Here is a 17154-nt window from a genome sequence, read left to right on the forward strand (position 1 = left end):
TATGTATTAGAGATTAGGAATACAGAGGGGATCTCATCATGAAACGTTCCGTAAGACTGTTGGTTTCCGCTGCGACGCTGTTTCTGGCAGTCGGATCGACGGGCTATGCCGCCGACATCATCGACGGGCCGGTGGCCGACTATTGCCGGACCGTCGGCACATCGAACCTGGTGTTGAACGACAACATCGTCGATCTCAAGGTCCAGGTGGTGAAGCTGATGGACGAGTCGGTGGCCGTCGCCAACAGCTCGGAATGGATCAATTCGTCCCGCCCCGCCTTCGTCTGGGCGTCGGAAGCCAAGGTCGCCTGCGGCATGGCCTATGGCTACCTCAAGACGAACTACAAGGACGAGGACACGCTCAACAAGTGCGAGTGCTTCCACGACCGCATGGTCGAGTACATGAACTGACCGAAAGGGATCCGGCAGTGCCGGTTGGCTGACCCGATGGTCGGCGGACGATTGACGAGGGCGATCGCCGGAGCGATCGCATTGACCGGTTTTGGCCAGCTTGCCACTCAAGCCTGCGCCAACTGGCTGGAACGACCTAGCCTGGAGAGACCAGCACCGTTCGGCTTGAGGCGGCCGGTTCGCTGCGACACCGCCTCCGAATGGACGCGCGCGACATTCAAGGCGTTTGCGACATGCCAGGCATCGCTCTACGGCCTGGAGCCGGTGCTGGCGCACGCGGTGATGGAGATCGAAAGCGGATTCGATCCCGATGTGCACGGCGCCGATGGTGAGGTCGGGTTGATGCAGGTAATGCCCGCGACGGCCCGAATGCTGGGCTTTCGTGGCTCGCTCGACGAGCTTGGCGCGCCGGCGACCAACATCGCGCTCGGCGTCAGATATCTGGCGCAGGCAAACAGCCTTGCCGCAGGCGATCTCTGCACCACCGTCATGAAGTATCGCGCCGGGCACGGTGAAACCCGGTTCTCCGAACTTTCGGTCCGCTACTGCCGGCGTGCGCGTGCAATCCTGGCGAGAGAAGGTTTTGCGGTGGCCGGGCCATTGCCGGTGGCGACGTTCGGATTCTCCGCATTCCCGACAGCAGGAGACGATGGTGCCCCTGCCCCGGCGAGGCGGATTTGTGTGCGCCGCCTGTTCGTGCCGGGCCCACGATACATGAAATGCGCGGACTATCGAAGCGCCGGGCAAGCCAGAATGATCAAGGCGCTCCGGGCAAGACTTTTCGACGGCTGAGCCATAATCCAGCAATTGCAAAGACGGCGAGGCAAGTCTGCCGTAAGATGAACGGATGAGACCGGGACAAATACCCGGCGGGATATGAGGGAGGCATCATGGATTCTGGCCGGCAGCGACACGGTTCGTGGACGTGGGCGATCGTCTTTGCGTTAGCGGGCATAGTGTCGGGCTGCCAGTCGAAAGGCAGCGTCTCGGACGCGCTCGACCAGGCGGCGATCGCCGCACCCGGAGCGCCGGCCGCCGGCACCGCTGCCAGCCCGGCCCAAGCCACGCGATCGCTCGGTACCGGGTCGACGAAGGTCACGATGCTGCTGCCTTTGTCGGCCCCGGGAGTCGCCGGCGAAAACGGCCGGAAGATGCTCGATGCGACCAAGCTGGCAATGGCCGACCTTGGCAGCGCACTGCTCACGGTTACGGTCGAGGACACCAAGGGCGACAGCGCGCACGCCAGCGAATTGGCTGTGAAGGCGATCACCACTGGAACCAAGATCGTCATCGGCCCGGTCGAACTCGCGGCCGCGCAGCACATAGCCAAGCTGTCGGGATCGAAGCGGCCGCCGGTGCTGGCGTTGGCCGACAATTTCGCCGGCGGCCCGGGCGTCTATGCGGTGCGCCTCAACGAGGCCGACAGCGCGGCCGCGGGCGCAGCCGGCCTGGCGGCCAAAGGCAGCAAGAAGTTCGTGTTGCTCGTTGCGGCGGGCCCGAATGCCAGCGTGGTGGAAAAGCGGGTCGCCAACAGTCTCAGCATCTATGGCGCGACGCTCGCCGTCACCATTCCGTATCCGGCCGGCGACGGCGGCACCAAAGTGGTCGATGATGTGGGCTCGCTGGTCGAGGCTCCCGACGCCATCATCATCGCCAGCGGCGACGACAATCCGGCGCAGATCCTTGCGGCGCTCAAAACGAAAGGCATTCCTGGAAAAGCAATTGCCGTCGTTGGAACCAACCGCTGGCTGGAACATCCGATGGAGCCGCTGTTTGAGAGCTCCTATATCGCCACGCTCGACCCAACCGAAACCGGCCCGATCGCCGACCGCTTCAAGACGACCTACAATTATCCAGCCGACGCCAATGTCGCCTACGCCTATGATATGGTCGCCCTGACAGCAGGAATTGCAAGTTCGGCCGGGCCTGACGGCTTCAGCAAGCAGGTGCTCGAAAATCGGAGCGGATTTCGCGGATCGACCGGCCTGTTCCGGTTTCGGGCGGATGGCTCCAGTGAGCGATCCATGCCCTTCTATCAGGTTCGAAAAGGCGCACTCAAGCTGGTCGCCAAATCGACATCGGGGTATTGAGGGGCAAGGAACCTTGCTTGAGTTGATGGGCTGGCTGAGGCACAATCGCTTGATAGCGCTCGGAAGCCTGCTCCTCCTGGCCGGGGTCTTGTTGATCATGCGGGCCGCCGATCTGCTTCCCATCGATCGGCCGATACCAGCGTCGCGTCAATCCATCGACGATAGCCAGCCACTGCGACCAATTGCGAGCGCCGCCAATACGCCATGGCGAGGACGGGCACGCAAGATTGCTCAGGACCTTATCGCGCCGCCACAGCTTGATCCGGCGCAAATCGAACGGGTCGAGCCGCGCCCGCCGCTCAGCGACCTTGGTCTGGCTTCGCCTGCAGGGATGCGGATGCCAAAGGATTGGAAAGAGGTCCTGCTGTACCAACCGGTTGCCACCTCGTCGGCAACCTTCGAGTCGATGGGGCGCAAGGTAGCCATCAGCGGGATCCAAGGCATTGACCTGGATGAGACCTGTTCCTTTCGTGGCATCGCCTGGCCTTGCGGCCAGCGTGCGCGCGCGACGTTCAATTCCTGGCTGCGCGGCCGGGCGCTGAAATGCGTCGTGCCGCCGGAAATCGATCGTTTTGCCATTGCGGCACCGTGCAGCTTGGGCAAGCAGGATGTCGGCGCCTGGCTTGTTTCCAATGGCTGGGCGACGGCCCTGGCGAGTGGCATCTACGGCAAGGCGGAGGCAGTGGCCAGAGACGCGCAGATGGGGATATTCGGCCCGCCGCAATAGCCGATAATTCGGTGTCGTCGCTTTTACCGCCGTAGCCTTGCTTTTGAAGGCCTGATTTCGGGCCGATGGTAGGTGATTGCGCCATTACTAAAATTGTATGTTTCCTCGAAACTGAAAGTGCAGCACCTTGGCCTTATGACAGCCGATCAGGCGGGAGATTGGCTAATGATGACACCAATGGCGAATAGCTCGCCCCGGCAATGGAAAGATATCGCATGGCTGACCGCCCTGGGATCGGCGGGAATTCTGCTCCTCTCGGTTGGCCTAAATTATCTGCTTCTGTTCTCGGAAGCCTTGACGCCGTTCGGCCGCAGCATGGTCACAGCGATCCTGTTGCCGGTCATCGTCGGTGGCCCGCTTTTGCTGTTCATTGGCCTGCAGCGGACCGAGCTCGTCCGTTATCGAAGAGAACTCAACAAGTCGGCGACCTTTGACAGCCTGACAGGCTGCCTCAACCGGACAGTCTTCACGTCGATGGTCGAAAGGAGAGCAACCAGGCCGAAATCGTCTGGTCCAAGATCTGGCGCCTTCCTGGTCATTCATCCCGAACACATCAGGTCCATCAATCTGCGCTTCGGCCTTGGCTGGGGTGACGAAGCCTTGCGGCTCATAGCCTCGACCATCCAGTCATCGGTACGCAAGGAAGATCTGGTGGGCCGGATCGGAACCTCCATGTTCGGGGTCTTTCTGCCCGGTGCGACAGAAGAAGACGCCAGGGAGATCGGCGAGCGTATCCGGGCGCGCGTGGCCCAAGCCTATTTCGCGCCAAAAGGAACCGCGGACACGCTGACCATCAGCGTCGGCGGCGTGGTGTTTGAAAACGAGTTGGAATTCGAGGACATGTTCCGATCGGCGGAATCGCTGTTATCCGGCATGGAGCACCAGCCTGGACTTCAACTGTCGCACCTCCACAACTAGCTGGGACGATTCGTTGCCGGAGGAACACCGCCGCAAATATGTCTTGCCGCACGGCTGCGACAGCGATCATCTTGGCCTTTGTTGCCAAACCGGACTGACCTGAAACCCTGAAGCTCCTCCAGTTTTTGGTAGAGTCTGTCCCGCTCAAGGAGACGGACGAATGAAGCGTTCACGGTTCACGGAAGAACAAGTCATCGCGATTTTGAAGGAGCAGGAGGCGGGCATGAAGACCGCCGATGTCTGCCGCAAGCATGGGATCTCGGAAGCGACCTTCTACAAATACAAGGCCAAGTTCGGTGGCATGGACGTTTCCGATGCGCGCAAGCTGAAGGCTTTGGAAGAGGAGAACGCCAAGCTGAAGAAGCTGCTGGCCGAGCAGATGCTGGACAATGCCATCCTGAAGGATGTCGCCGCAAAAAAATGGTGACGCCCGATGCCAAGCGATGCGCTGTGGCCCACGCCTGCGATCGGCATGGGGTGAGCCAGCGTCGGGCGTGCAAGGCTCTTTTCGTCGACCGCTCAAGCGTTCGCTACACAAGCATCCGGTCGGACGATGCCGCCGTTCGAGCCGCGATGAAGACGGTGGCTGCCGAGCGCCGCCGCTTTGGCTACCGGCGCATCCACATCATGCTTGAACGGCAAGGGATCGTGATGAACCAGAAGAAACTGCGGCGGCTTTACCGGGAGGAGAAGCTCCAGGTCCGCAAACGTGGCGGCCGCAAACGGGCCTTGGGAACAAGACGGCCGATGATCGCGCCGGGTCGGACGAATGAGCGCTGGAGCCTGGACTTCGTAAGCGATGCCTTCACGGACGGACGCCGGTTCCGGGTTCTGGCCGTCGTCGACGACTTCACGCGCGAGTGCCTGGCGCTGGTCGCGGATACATCGCTGTCGGGCGCCCGCGTCGCTCGGGAGCTGGATGCCATCCTCGCCCGCCGCGGCAGGCCTCGCACGATCGTCTCGGACAATGGCACCGAGCTAACGTCGATGGCGATCCTCAAATGGTGCCAGGAAGGCGGCGTCGAATGGCACTACATCGCGCCCGGCAAGCCGATGCAAAACGGATTCGTGGAGAGTTTCAACGGCCGATTTCGCGACGAATGCTTGAACGAAACGTTGTTCTCCACTCTCACGCAAGCACGGGCAGCAATCGATCTATGGAAGGAGGACTACAACCAGAACAGACCACACTCAGCCCTGGGCAACATCACGCCCATCGAATTCGCCATCAAAATGGCTCTGGAAAACAGGCCGCATGAGGCCAGAAATGAAACTCCGGACTCTCCATTGAACTGGAGGGAACAAGGGTCCCAGGTCACAGAGCGTGAGCAAGAGATCGTCGCGAATGCATGGGCACTGGCTACGGGCGCACATCAAATCCTAGAGGCGCTTCTCATCATGCTGAAAAAGTCGGGAACGTCGCGCGAGCTTCGATTGCCGGGTAGCCGGGAAGTGGACCATCAGTTAGGGGTCCGTAGCTAGAGCGTGATAAAGCAGCAAACACACTATCATAGAAACGGCGCTGCCTAGCAGCTGGTCTGCCGTCAGGCCGGAAAAATAGACAAGATGAAACGCCACCAACGCTCTACCAATCACGGTTCGGAACACTGCCGAAATAACCGTTAGTCGGCGCTAATGTTCCGGTCGGGACTCGCTACCGCTTTGGAAGCATTCTGCACTCGGGGGAGAGGGCGTGGGCAAAGTCCAGCGTCATCAAGGTGCGGATCAGGCCGACCGCTGGCGCAAGAACGCAAAGCGGCGGTGGATGTGGCGACGGCAATATCTGCCGGCGCTGGTGATGGTTCCCTGACCGGCTCATCCCAGCTGGCTGGCTGAGTGGCACCCGCACGGCCGGCGCGGGGAGCCTGCGATATCAAGGGCAACATTTCCACCAGTACCGATGAGCGATTTATCACGTTCCAGGGCAGGAGCATTACTGGAAGACGACGATCAGTTTCAGTACAGCGAGCGCTGGCTGTGCAGCGAGGCAGAGGCATGGGCCGCCGGCTGGCGCAAAGCAAGGCGGTAGCGCGGTAGCCACCACCATGTGCAGGCCCACCAGCCCGTCATCATGGTCCGAACCTGATCGCACCCGCCGACCTTGGTCTCAACGTCGTTGATTGGCACTGCCACGCGGCTTTCCTTCATTCGCATGGTTCGCAGAGATTAGCACGATCGCATACTCTCATCATCCGGCGTCGTCTCCCTCACAAAGCAGCGCCGGTAAGGCTCGGCGCCCTTCTTGTTTGTCCCGTGTGCCAAAGGAGGTCGCCGGGCCTGCCGTTGCTCATCTTTGCGGGTTGCTCCTGATGGCTCCGCTTGGCGCCGTGGCCCTGCGTCTTCCTTCGGGTAAGGCCGGCGAGGCGCTTGTCAGACGGCCTGGCATGTAGAAATGTGGTCCTCGTTGCGGCGACGCCCTCAATGGAGAGCGCCAATGGCCAGAACAAACCTTCCGAACAGCTTTCCCGGGCTGAAATCGAGCGCTTCCTGGCGGCAGCCGAAGCGCTGCACAAGAGCATCGCCGGGCCGCTCCTGGCGTACCACAGGGAGCACTGCCAAGCTCTACCTGAGGCCCATGGACCCCTGTTGAAGTCGATTGAGACGGTCACCGGTCAGAAGGCGCAGTTCATCCGCTGGAACGGGACAGGACCGGCACAGCCCCGGAGAAGCCTCCGGGCTGGTTCTCCTCGCGCAACTCTCGCGCCGCATCACCTCTAAGAGCAGTTCGAAGACGCTTTCGATTTCGCCGTTGATTTGGTCGGCAGGGATGCCAGGCTTCTCGGCCGCTGTCGTCAATTGGTCTGCTAAGTCGCTGGCGGCGATCGGATCGCCCTGCGTCACAATCGCGGCGCGGAGGGGTTTTATTAGCTCCCCCTCATCTTGACGCCGGCGCCGGCTGCTCCAAAGTCTTGGGCATGGCTCGGGGAAGTATCAAAGTTGGCGACGAGGTCGCAGTCACGGCGATTGTGCGCGGCCGGGTGACGCCCGATCGCATAAGCGTGACGATCCCCTCCTACGACTTCCCGCATTCTGTTGTCGATTCGACTTGGAAGGCTGTGATTGGCCAGCATATGGAATTGATCGGCCCTGTCACACGCATCGACGGGGACAAGGTAACCGTCAGCCTCCGGCCATTGGTGACTGTCGACGCCGAGCACGTGCGCCTGGTCGAAAGCAACGTGGCGCTTCCGCGAGCGCGAAAAAGGCCGCTCGTTGACAAAGTTTAACTTGCCTGCCCACCCAAGGAACGGCCAGTGAAACTTTCCCCATCACATCGGCTCTGGTCGCCTCCCGCTAGCTGCCGGCGCGTTGCGATATCGGCGCAGTAGACGGGTCGGCATTTTCCGAACTTTCCGACATCTCGTCGCGATGACGTTGGCGAAGGCGCTTCAGCAGTTCGCGTGAGGCTTGGATCGCCCTGCGCGATTGATCCATGTTCTGGCGAAACGTGGCGCGTTCCTCCATGGACTTCTGCCACTTCAGCAAGGTAGCCGTAGTCGCAGTGGCCGCTTGAGCGATATCTATGGGCGTTGCAACCATCGCATCCTCCCAAAAAAGGCAATGGTAAACGCAATCTTTATAGGCCCGCCGAAACCCTTTCTTCAATCAAAAACGACCGTACAGATTCATACACCAAATGGTATTCGTCGGGGCGCTCGACGGCGGCTTCGTCGACCTCGGCCTCCATCTCGTCGTTGACGGTTTTGGTCTTGCCAAAACCGTCCATCGCCACACCGTCAAGCCCTGCAGCCAGCTGGCACCTCACGCTCCTTGCCATCCTTGCGCGCTTGGGCGCCGTACATCCAAGCGTAGGTGGCGCGTTCCTGATCTTTCTTAGGCATGGCCATTTGCATCATCCTCCCGGAAATCCAGCAGCCTTGCGTGCCCCAGCTTCTCTTCGCCTTTGAGGGTCTTGACCCAGCCAACCAGTCCGGGCTTCAGCCACTCGGCCTTGTCCTTTTTATGCCCCTTCGGGACCGGGCCGCCAACCTTGCCCTGGACGCGATCCCAAAGCGCTTGCCGCTCATCGGCACTGAAGTTGACGAGTGCGCCGCCTTTATAGAGGCCCTTTTCAGCGATGATCACCTGGGTAGCTTTGCCGCGCTCGCGCTGTGCACCGATGATTTGCATTTCCTTTTCCTCAAAGCACTTGATCTTGCGCCAAGCGCTCGTTTGCCGCTGCGATATGGGCTGCCCTTGAGCTTCGAGACCATGTCTTCTAGCCCGTCTCGTCGACCAGGTGGTAGACGGCGTCACCAGTGCGGCATCGCTCCGCTGAATTGAATGCGCCCGCCGGCAGGGATCATTTCGTGCAGGATCTCGCCGCGATCTTCGGTCGGCATCCCGCGCAGGTCATGATGCGTGGAACCCTGCCGGTTGCTGACCGTTCTCCGTCAATGGAAGCCCCGAACCAACAGAGCCAAACGATCCTCGTGGTTGACGGCGACGTCATCGCCCGATGCGTCATCGCGGACTATCTCCGCCACTGTGGCTACAGGGTGATTGAGGCCCATTTCGCACGTGAGGCGCAACAAGCGTTGAACTATGCGGAGTTCGGTGTCGACACCGTCTTGTGTGACGTTGACCTGCCGGGCAACATGAACGGGTTCCAACTGTCGAAGTGGGTTCGCGAGAACAAGCCCGAGGTCAAAATAATGCTTTCCGCCGCAGTAGAACGAACTGCGATCGCGGCGGGCGACCTTTGTCAGGAAGGCCCGCACCTTGCGAAGCCGTATGAGCCGGCCAACGTAGTGGACCATATCAGGCGACTGCAGCGTGTTTGGAGCTTACGATCCAGGAACCCTGGTGCAAAGCGCAATTGATCTCTGTCCAGACGCCGAGAGGCTCGTCTGCATACCAATGGTGATTTAGCCCTGCGAACTGGACGCCGCTCAAAGGAAGAACGGCGTATAAGCCGCAGTCCTGCGTGCGGCCGCAACAGTGGACGGTTGTCGCGCGCAGGACGGAGGAAATTCGCCCTCCTGCGCGGGCGGTGAACGGGATACCGTAGGAGCGTCAGCATAGCGCCGGCCACAGGATGGGACGCGGCACCGACTGTCCCCGTCCGGTAGTCCGCATGTTTTGGTCGAAGCCGACCGGCTGAGATCGTGCGCATTTTGGTTCTCGACGGTACGGCCGCTGATCGGCGATGATGCGAGGACCGAGTTGCCTGGAAGAAATCGATCTGGTCTTGCACCTTTTTTGCTTCCTCATTCGCGGGGCAGCTTGTGATTTTCCAGCCTGACAGACCCTCCCCTGTCTATAAGAAATTTCCCGACGCATGAGCGCACGTCCAACACAGTGCGGGCTCCAATGCTCACCGGCTGCGCGAGAATGGTAACCACCTACCTTGAGGGGAGCGCCACGTGCGTAGTCAACGATGCAGGCGCTGCCAACCTCGGCATCCCCGGGAATAGCAGGCTTATAAATGAATATATCGTTGATCAACGCTATCGGCGCAGCCGCCGGGAGATGGACAGACCGCGTTCCAGCTAGGGGTATCGATGTTCCAGGCTAAAGGCATTGGCATGCCCGAATTAGAAAAAAGACCTGAATCCCGTAAAGCAGCAACAAAATGCCGAAAGCTATCCAGAAGCCGGGTCGCGTAAGCAATGCCAGATCTTTTCTTAGCTGCTCCATTCACATCAACTAACATGGCCAAGCGTCGTTCCCGTCCGCTGGGGACAAATTTCAACTAAGCTGATCGTCGCATAATGGCCGCGCCACTGCGGATCGAGACACCTCAGCGCCCCGCATGAGCACGCGCAACTCGATCGGAGGCGCAAGGAGAAAGTTCGGAACGGTTCCAAGAACCCCAAGCAAATTGAGCGCCGCAGCGGACGATAAGGTTCACGCATATCCCCGGCGAACATCCGCACAGCATTGGTCAACATCAACGGCAGAAGGGCGTCCGAAAAGAAACGCATCTCTGCGTCACCGCCTCATCGAGAGTCACCGCTGCGGCATCCTGAATACGGTCGGCGATCCGAAGAGCATGCATTGCGCAAGATTTTCCAGATGAACTGATGCCGAGACCGGCCCAAGCGTCCACCCTAGCCTCCAGCCGGTCATTGCATGAGACTTCGACAGGCTGTTCACAATTATCGTCCGCTCTCTCATTCCGGGACTGAATGCTATTGAGAGGAACTCGCCGTCGAACACTGTGCTGCGGTAAACCTCATCGCTGATGATCCATAGATTGTGCCGCTCGGCAAATGTGGCAATGGTTTCCAGATCCTCCTTGCCGAACACATATCCGCCGGGATTGTTTGGGGAGTTCAGCAAGATCGCCCGCGTTCGATCTCCTACCGCTGAACGGAGAATATCCTCGGATGCCTTCCGCCGCGCATTTTGCAGCGATAGTTTGACGGGTCGGACCACTGCTCCATCGGCGCGTATTGCCGCTTCGTATGTAGATACCAAGGCTCAAGGCAAAGCACCTCGTCGCCAGCTCCGGCAACGGAAGCTTAGTGCGATTGAGCGGCCAGGCGGCCGGTCCCCAATTCGTTCGAATGATGCGCTTGCCTCGCCAATGTCGCATGGTGAGTCAGCCGGCAAACCAAAACACTCAACCGCCGGTTAGGCCCGGCCGCCTGATGCGCCCCACAAGAGGCTGTGCCGGGCCGTTCGTCGGGGCTTCTGCACCTGAGTTGTTAATGTGCCCAGGCAACACACCATTGACGCCAAGACGATGGCAAGAAGGGGAGCCGCGCAGTCCTCAAGAATAAGTCAGCAGGCACCTAGACCGATGTAGGGCCTTCCGATCGCAGCTCTCGGCTCCTCGCGGCGCCGGCGCCCTGGCATCGTTTGATTGAACGAAGACGCTGAGTTGAGCTCTCGATACAAAAGCATCTCAGTCCTCGTGCCTCAATGGTCCGGGCATGCGGCTGCAGGGGATGAAGTCATGAAGTTCAGGGATTTGATCAGACGCGCCGAGGACAATGTGGAGAGGTCGTTCGACGATCTCGAAGCTGACTTGGCTAACGCTGTCGACCAGTGCCTCGATTTGGAGGATGTCGCCGACGTGCCAAACATGGCAGGCGAAAACAACGAACAGGATGACAGCGTACCAAGCGAGGACGGTGCCGGCGACGACGATGATAGCTCGCCGATACCAGCGCATCGGATGACCTCACATACGCAGAGCCGAATTGCTGCCGTGAGCTCGTTTAACGGCTTGTTCCACGATGCCAAGCTCCATTTCGAGGAGATCAACGCAAAAATCTCCGAAATTACAAGCACATGTCAACTGACGTCCGAGTTTTTTCACATCCTTCACGCGGACATTCTCCGTGCCAACGAACTGGAGTTGGCGAATCAAAATCTGATCGCAGATCAAAGGAACTTGTCGGAAACACTCAATGACCTGAACAGACGGTACTGTGAGCGTCAAGGCACCGTCGAGACATTGCAGCAGCGCCAGGCAAGCCTTGTTCAGGAGTGTGAAGTGCTCCGTGGCGCGTTGGCCGCGGCAAGGCTGGAGCTGGTCGAAGCGGCGAACACCACCACAAAGAACGAAGCGGAATTTGGCGACCTCACGAACATGCTTGCCGCCGCAAATGTCGAGGCCGACAGGCGCTCCCGAGAGAACAAACAGCTGCGTGAAAAGAATGTGAGCCTGTCTATTGACCTGGAAAAGGCCATGAAGCGGGAGGAAGAGGCACGGCATAGGCTGGATGCCTTCTCCACGATCCATGCCAACGAAGCTGCGCGAAATTCCGAAATGCTGAGTGCGCTCGGCAAGAGCGAAAAAGAGGCAATCAAATTGCACACCTCACTCGAGGTTGCGCAGGCGAAGCTATGGGAGGTGACCGAAGCAGCCAGGATTATGCAGGCGGACATGGATGGCGAGCTTAAACGCTGCCAGGCTGAGAACCGAGGATTGCGCTCAGAAATTCAAAGTCTCCAATCGCGCTTCGAACTCGCCTCAAACGCAAACAACGAGGCCGCGGCCGAGATCGCCAGGCTCCAGCTACAATGGAGCGACGCCCTGGCCGAAAAACAGGTGACCGACGAAAGGTTGGCCGCACTCACCGAGGAGGCCGAAACCAACAAGGTGAACCTTTCCAAGATCGCCGCAGATTTTGCACAGCTGTCCATGCAGCAGGCGTCCGATCAGATTGAACTCGATGTGAGACGGCAGGAATGCGAGGACTTGCGGGTCGAGATTGCCTCGGTCAATGCTCGGGTCAGGGAATTGCTGCCCTACAAGAGGTCGCATGGAAGCGCGAACGCCTTGCCGCATACATCTGACGTGGCAAATGTAGCGGTGACTGCAGACCGAACGGTGCATGCCGCACGCCGTGTCCGCCGCAGGGCCCTCGCCGCGTCGTAGGAGCAAAGAACCTCTCCTCGTGAGGCAATTGCCCATGTCGATGATCGTGGAACGGTATGCGCTGTTTGTTGCGCAAAAGATGACAGGACACTAACGCTGTTGTCGGGGCAGGACTTGGTGAGGCGGCCAGGAAAATCCTGTTGGGGCATCCTTGTAGCCGGGACAATGTCCCAGACGAGCCTCGCGCGTCGGCCGCAGGCGTCACCCCTGTGGCATCACGTCGCCTACCCTAATATGTCAGCAAGCACGCCTGCCGTGTTCCCGCGGTCGACCGCTCACAGCCGCCATGTCATTCCCGGAAAGCCCTCGACATCTGGTCGGTAAGCGGCTTCAGCAGATAAGACCAGACGCTGTGTTCGTCCGTACTTATGTGAACCTCCGCTGGCATACCGGGTTTGAGCACTTTGGCATCGGTCAGACAGGTGGACTTGTCTTCGACATTGATGCGCGCCGAGAAATAAGAAAGCTGGCGCTGTTGATCTTTTATCAGGTCCGCCGAGATGCGCTTGACAGACCCTTGGCAGGCAGGCGTAGTGCCGGCGTCGAAAGCCGGAAACCGGATCGAGACCCGCTGACCTGGACGAACGTCATCTATGCGCGACGGCGCAATCAGCGCGTCGACCACAAGGTTGCCGGTGTCAGGGACGATCATCATCAGAACTTCGCCCGCGGCAATCACGCCGCCGATCGTGTGAATGGAAGATTCCTGTACCGTTCCCGATTGCGGAGCGCGGATGGTGGTTTTGGCCAGTTCGTCCTGTGCCACAACCTTGCGCTCGCTGAGTTCGGTTTGCTTGGCTTCCGTTTCACGAAGTTCGCTCGTTACGTCACTACGCCTTTGTTCATCGAGCTGAAGAATCTGCAATTCGGTCTCGCTGATCCGGGCCTGCGCCTCGGCAACTGCCGCCGCGAGGCGCCCTGATTCTCCGTGCGCCCGGGTGGCATCCAGTCTGATGTTGCTAAGTCGCTCTTTGGACACCAGTTTCTTTGTAAAAAGCGCCTGTACATCGACAAGATCGCCATCCAGCAGGACCACGGATTGTTCTTCCGCGGTCTGTTGCGCCTTGAGGCCCTCAACTTGGCGTTCGAGTTGCTTTGAGCGGCTTTGCAATTGTGCCTTCTGCCCGTTGAGGGCCGTAGCGCGGCTGTCGAACAGCGTGCGCTCGCCGTTCACCAGCGCAGCCAGCTCCGGCTCGCCCATTCGCGCTTGAAGGCTGAACGGAAGCTGCATCTCCGACAGGCCTTGCCGCTCTGCCTCCAGCCGCACAAGCCGAACCGTTGCCCGATCAAGATCCTTGCTAATTATCAGCAGATTGGCCCGTGTCAGTGTGTCGTCCAACCGTGCCATCACATCGCCGGCCCGTACATGATCCCCGTCTTGCGCGAAGATGCCACCTATCGTGCCGCCCGTCAGATGCTGCACCTTCTTTATGTTGCTCTCGACCACCACGGTCGCCGGCGCAATTACCGCGCCAGCAATCTTGGTCAGACCGAGCCAGAGCCCGCCGCCGGCAAGCAACATAACCGTGACCGCCGCACCCAGGATCAGGTTGGCCCCGATTCCATCGCGCGTGCCCGAAATCGCGTTGCGCCGGCTCCCATTGCCGATCGGGGCCGATGGAGCCATCGTCGCCTCAGACAAAAAAATATCCCTCATGCGTGACCGCTCACCCCTTTGTGCATCGCGACGGCCGCTGCCGGGCGTTCAACCGGCGCAGCAAAGGGGCGGATGACGTTGGCCAGGACCTCCTCGCGTGAGCCGAAGGCGTGAAGCATCCCATTGGACATTACGAGTACCCTGTCGATGTTGGTAAGGGCAGAAGGACGGTGCGCAACTACGATGACGATGCCTCCACGTCTGCGCACTGCCAGGATCGCGCCGGCCAAGGCGGTATCGCCATCGACGTCCAGATTTGAATTCGGCTCGTCCAGAACGACGAGAAACGGATCGCCGTAAAGTGCCCTGGCAAGCCCTACGAGTTGCCGCTGTCCAGCCGACAACGCTGTTCCTCCCTCGCCCATGCGAGTTTGAAAACCGTTCGGCAATCGCAGGATCATTTTGTCGACGCCCGCTGCCTTGGCAGCTGCGAGCACGCCCTTGGCGTCGCCCTTCCCGCCAAATCGCGAAATGTTATCGGCAACCGTTCCATCAAACAGTTCGACGTCCTGGGGCAGGTAGCCAATATGTGCGCCAAGACGTTCTTGGTCCCATTGGTCAAGCGAGGCGTCGTCCAGCCTCACCGTGCCGCGAAGTGGCTGCCAGACGCCCACCAGCGCGCGCACAAGCGTGCTTTTGCCAGAACCGCTCGGGCCGACAACGGCCATTCCCGTCCCTGCAGCCAGGCGGAAGCTGACATTGGCTACCGTCGGTTTTTGCTGGCCCGGTGGCGCTATAGTCAGGTCCTCGACCGCAAGCTCCGCTTGGGGGCGCGGAAGTTCCATATGTTCGTCCCGGTCAGGAAAAGCGGCCAGGGCCGTTGCCAGTTGCGAATAGCTTTGCCGGAACGCGGCGAAGCCTCGCCAGTTCGCGATAGCGGCGTCAACAGGAGCCAATGAGCGGCCCAGCAAGATGGAGGATGCGATGATCACGCCTGGCGAGGCTTCGCCTCCTATCACCAGGTAGGCACCCAGTCCGAGAACGCAGGACTGCAAGGCCAAACGCAGTGCCCTAGAGAGTGCCCCGGTGGCGCCGACGACGTCGGAAAGCTTCTCTTGGTGCCTCAGATATGCGTTATTGATCTCGCCCCAGCGGTGGGCAAGCCGTGCGGAAAGGCCCATCGCGCGTACGACCTCCGCGTTGCGGCGTCCGGATTCGGCGAGATTGCGCTGCGACACCAGCGTCTCGGACGCGCGTGTCACCGATGTGCGGCCAAGAACTTCCGCCATGACCGTGAGCAGCACGACAATGATCGCACCGCTTGTGGACAACAGACCGAGCGCAGGATGCAGGAAATAGATGATCAGCAGGTAAAATGGAATCCACGGAGCGTCGAATATAACAGTCGGCCCCATTCCGGAAAGGAAGCCGCGTAACTGATCGAGATCACGGAGGGGCTGTATCCGGTTCGCATCCTGCCCGCCAATGAGCGGCAAGGACAGCGAGAGGCCGAACACCCTCTGCTTCAAATTCCTATGGACACGATTGCCCACTCGAACCAGCAGGCGCAGCCGCACGAAATCCAGCAGCCCGTAGACAGCGTAAAGACCCAGCATTCCGATGGTGAACCCGACAAGCGTCGGAACGCTCTGCGAAGGTAAAACGCGATCGTAAATTTGCAGCATATAGACCGAGCCGGTCAGGGCGAGAAGGTTTATGACTGCCGAGAAGATGCCGACGCCTACCAGGCCAGGCACGGTCCCAAGCATTGCGCCTCGCAGATCCGACGAACTCCTTCCACCAGGGTTCATAGGCTTCGACCTCCCGTGAGAGATCGTTGCGCAAGCTCACTGGCCCCACTGGGCACCGACAATCTCTTGCTGTTCAGGAGCGTATCCCCTTAGCCTTCTAATATTACGCCCCACTAACATGCTTGGACTTTAGTCAAAATGTAGCAAAATCGTGGCGCTGCCCTCAGAAACCCGGAACCCACATGTCAAATCGGGGGAAAACTGCCGTTCCATGGTATTTGGGCGGGGCTTCATGCCGGGCGGAGCGGCCCAAGAAAACCACCCCCTGCCCTTTTTCGGGACATTTTCGCGCTTTAGCGCTTCCTCGCAACAACCAGGAAGTGTTGCGCCAGCTGGCCAGGAACGCAAAGCCTTCTGCAGGCCTTCTCGACAGGCTGCATCATCATTTCACAGAACCCTGGCAACAGGTTTCCCGGCCGAGGCAGGTAACCGTACGGTATCGTCTGCTCGACGGTGAATCCCGAGGCAGTCAGGAGGGCCTTGAACCTCGCCGCGCTCAGCGTGTGGCGAATTGTGCGTCCAGACACTCGATTGAGCAGCCGGCACGCCAGGCCGACGGGCGACGTCGCATTCATGTGAACGTTGCACACAAGCCGCCCGCCATCTTTCAGGTGCTCATTGATCGCTTTCAGTGCATGCCATTTCAGTTCATCCTCTGCGTTCAGGAAAAAACGAAATGCGGTTACCACATCGAACGTCATACCCAACTTCTCCCTTGTCACGTCGACGTGACGCAAACTCACATTGGGCGGTACTTGAGCGCTGTCGAGCATAGTTCTGGAAACGTCGGCGCCAACCACCTCGCTGAAGAGGCCGGCGGCTACCTCGGCGATGCGACCTGTTCCGCATGCGAAATCGAGGCAGTTTCGGCTCGCTCCGCTCAAGGGGCGAAGAACGTTGAGGATCAGGGGCTTTTCGATGTTCTCCCAAAGCGCGCCATAATAGCCGGAACTGTGCGTTTTGTTGTAATGTAGGCCGTAGCCGGGCGCGCAATGGCTGGTCCTATAGCCGTCCGACACCCAGCCGCCCTGCGCATTGCTCTCCTTGCTGGACGTAAATTCCTGCCAATTTCCGGACTCACCGGCGCGCGACCTGGACCGCACAATTCGCGCTGACGGCATATGGGAAGCATAACTTGCAGACTGCGTCATCTGATCCGCGTTCGTTGAGGGTGTCAGGGTCGCTCCCTGGTTGAAAATGCGCCTCACCTTGGATCTCCGTTCAATTGGGTTGCCCCCCCGATAGAACAGTAAGCTCCGCACGGAC

At 59.7% G+C, this 17154-nt stretch carries 15 protein-coding genes and 1 pseudogene; 8 read left to right on the forward strand and 8 right to left on the reverse strand.

Features of this window, described 5'->3' with window-relative positions:
- Nucleotides 1–38: 38 nt before the first annotated feature.
- From ACYG9V_RS26200 to ACYG9V_RS26225, 6 genes and pseudogenes are all read left to right on the forward strand, one after another.
- Entirely contained in the window at nucleotides 39–410 is a 372-nt protein-coding gene (locus ACYG9V_RS26200) for a hypothetical protein (protein ID WP_023704351.1), read from the forward strand.
- 264 nt (nucleotides 411–674) lie between these two features.
- Complete coding sequence (locus ACYG9V_RS26205; protein WP_460222034.1) at nucleotides 675–1202, forward strand: lytic transglycosylase domain-containing protein; 528 nt, start codon at nucleotides 675–677, stop codon at nucleotides 1200–1202.
- Between the two features lie 98 nt (nucleotides 1203–1300).
- Nucleotides 1301–2500: an ABC transporter substrate-binding protein gene (locus ACYG9V_RS26210; protein WP_023708369.1), complete on the forward strand. Its 1200-nt coding sequence runs from the start codon at nucleotides 1301–1303 to the stop codon at nucleotides 2498–2500.
- A gap of 13 nt (nucleotides 2501–2513) precedes the next feature.
- Nucleotides 2514–3227, forward strand: coding sequence for a thermonuclease family protein (locus ACYG9V_RS26215; protein ID WP_245275038.1), 714 nt, complete (start codon nucleotides 2514–2516; stop codon nucleotides 3225–3227).
- A gap of 165 nt (nucleotides 3228–3392) precedes the next feature.
- Nucleotides 3393–4145, forward strand: coding sequence for a GGDEF domain-containing protein (locus tag ACYG9V_RS26220; RefSeq protein WP_023725559.1), 753 nt, complete (start codon nucleotides 3393–3395; stop codon nucleotides 4143–4145).
- A gap of 160 nt (nucleotides 4146–4305) precedes the next feature.
- Nucleotides 4306–5372 (forward strand): annotated as a pseudogene (locus tag ACYG9V_RS26225) (IS3 family transposase); the annotation flags it as partial.
- A 729-nt stretch (nucleotides 5373–6101) separates the two neighbouring features.
- On the opposite strand, the gene ACYG9V_RS26230 reads toward ACYG9V_RS26225, so the two are convergent.
- From ACYG9V_RS26230 to ACYG9V_RS26245, 4 genes are all read right to left on the reverse strand, one after another.
- Nucleotides 6102–6293 carry a hypothetical protein gene (locus tag ACYG9V_RS26230; protein ID WP_023699954.1) on the reverse strand — a complete coding sequence of 64 codons (192 nt, stop codon included), beginning with the start codon at nucleotides 6291–6293 and terminating at the stop codon, nucleotides 6102–6104.
- Nucleotides 6294–7439: 1146 nt separating this feature from the next.
- The gene (locus ACYG9V_RS26235; RefSeq protein WP_023714697.1) at nucleotides 7440–7685 is read right to left on the reverse strand and encodes a hypothetical protein; all 246 of its coding nucleotides are present in this window, start codon (nucleotides 7683–7685) and stop codon (nucleotides 7440–7442) included.
- A gap of 37 nt (nucleotides 7686–7722) precedes the next feature.
- The gene (locus ACYG9V_RS26240; protein WP_023815062.1) at nucleotides 7723–7872 is read right to left on the reverse strand and encodes a hypothetical protein; all 150 of its coding nucleotides are present in this window, start codon (nucleotides 7870–7872) and stop codon (nucleotides 7723–7725) included.
- 107 nt (nucleotides 7873–7979) lie between these two features.
- Nucleotides 7980–8276 (reverse strand): ATP-dependent DNA ligase, encoded by a 297-nt coding sequence (locus ACYG9V_RS26245; protein ID WP_023701099.1) that lies wholly within the window; start codon nucleotides 8274–8276, stop codon nucleotides 7980–7982.
- Between the two features lie 179 nt (nucleotides 8277–8455).
- Between ACYG9V_RS26245 and ACYG9V_RS26250 the strand changes: the two genes are divergently transcribed.
- Nucleotides 8456–8968: a response regulator gene (locus tag ACYG9V_RS26250; RefSeq protein WP_352765547.1), complete on the forward strand. Its 513-nt coding sequence runs from the start codon at nucleotides 8456–8458 to the stop codon at nucleotides 8966–8968.
- 1129 nt (nucleotides 8969–10097) lie between these two features.
- On the opposite strand, the gene ACYG9V_RS26255 is transcribed toward ACYG9V_RS26250, so the two are convergent.
- On the reverse strand, nucleotides 10098–10568 hold the full coding sequence (locus ACYG9V_RS26255; RefSeq protein ID WP_081726094.1) for a pyridoxal phosphate-dependent aminotransferase: 471 nt from the start codon (nucleotides 10566–10568) through the stop codon (nucleotides 10098–10100).
- 481 nt (nucleotides 10569–11049) lie between these two features.
- Between ACYG9V_RS26255 and ACYG9V_RS26260 the strand changes: the two genes are divergently transcribed.
- The gene (locus tag ACYG9V_RS26260; protein WP_023821907.1) at nucleotides 11050–12480 is read left to right on the forward strand and encodes a coiled-coil domain-containing protein; all 1431 of its coding nucleotides are present in this window, start codon (nucleotides 11050–11052) and stop codon (nucleotides 12478–12480) included.
- Between the two features lie 289 nt (nucleotides 12481–12769).
- Here the strand turns inward: ACYG9V_RS26260 and ACYG9V_RS26265 are convergent, their stop codons facing one another.
- From ACYG9V_RS26265 to ACYG9V_RS26275, 3 genes are all read right to left on the reverse strand, one after another.
- On the reverse strand, nucleotides 12770–14107 hold the full coding sequence (locus ACYG9V_RS26265; RefSeq protein WP_023714701.1) for an HlyD family type I secretion periplasmic adaptor subunit: 1338 nt from the start codon (nucleotides 14105–14107) through the stop codon (nucleotides 12770–12772).
- 26 nt (nucleotides 14108–14133) lie between these two features.
- On the reverse strand, nucleotides 14134–15846 hold the full coding sequence (locus tag ACYG9V_RS26270) for a type I secretion system permease/ATPase (RefSeq protein WP_023701102.1): 1713 nt from the start codon (nucleotides 15844–15846) through the stop codon (nucleotides 14134–14136).
- A gap of 335 nt (nucleotides 15847–16181) precedes the next feature.
- Nucleotides 16182–17096, reverse strand: a complete 915-nt coding sequence (locus ACYG9V_RS26275; protein WP_023805942.1) for a class I SAM-dependent methyltransferase — start codon at nucleotides 17094–17096, stop codon at nucleotides 16182–16184.
- Nucleotides 17097–17154: the final 58 nt, after the last annotated feature.

It is taken from the genome of Mesorhizobium sp. W016, assembly GCF_054719485.1.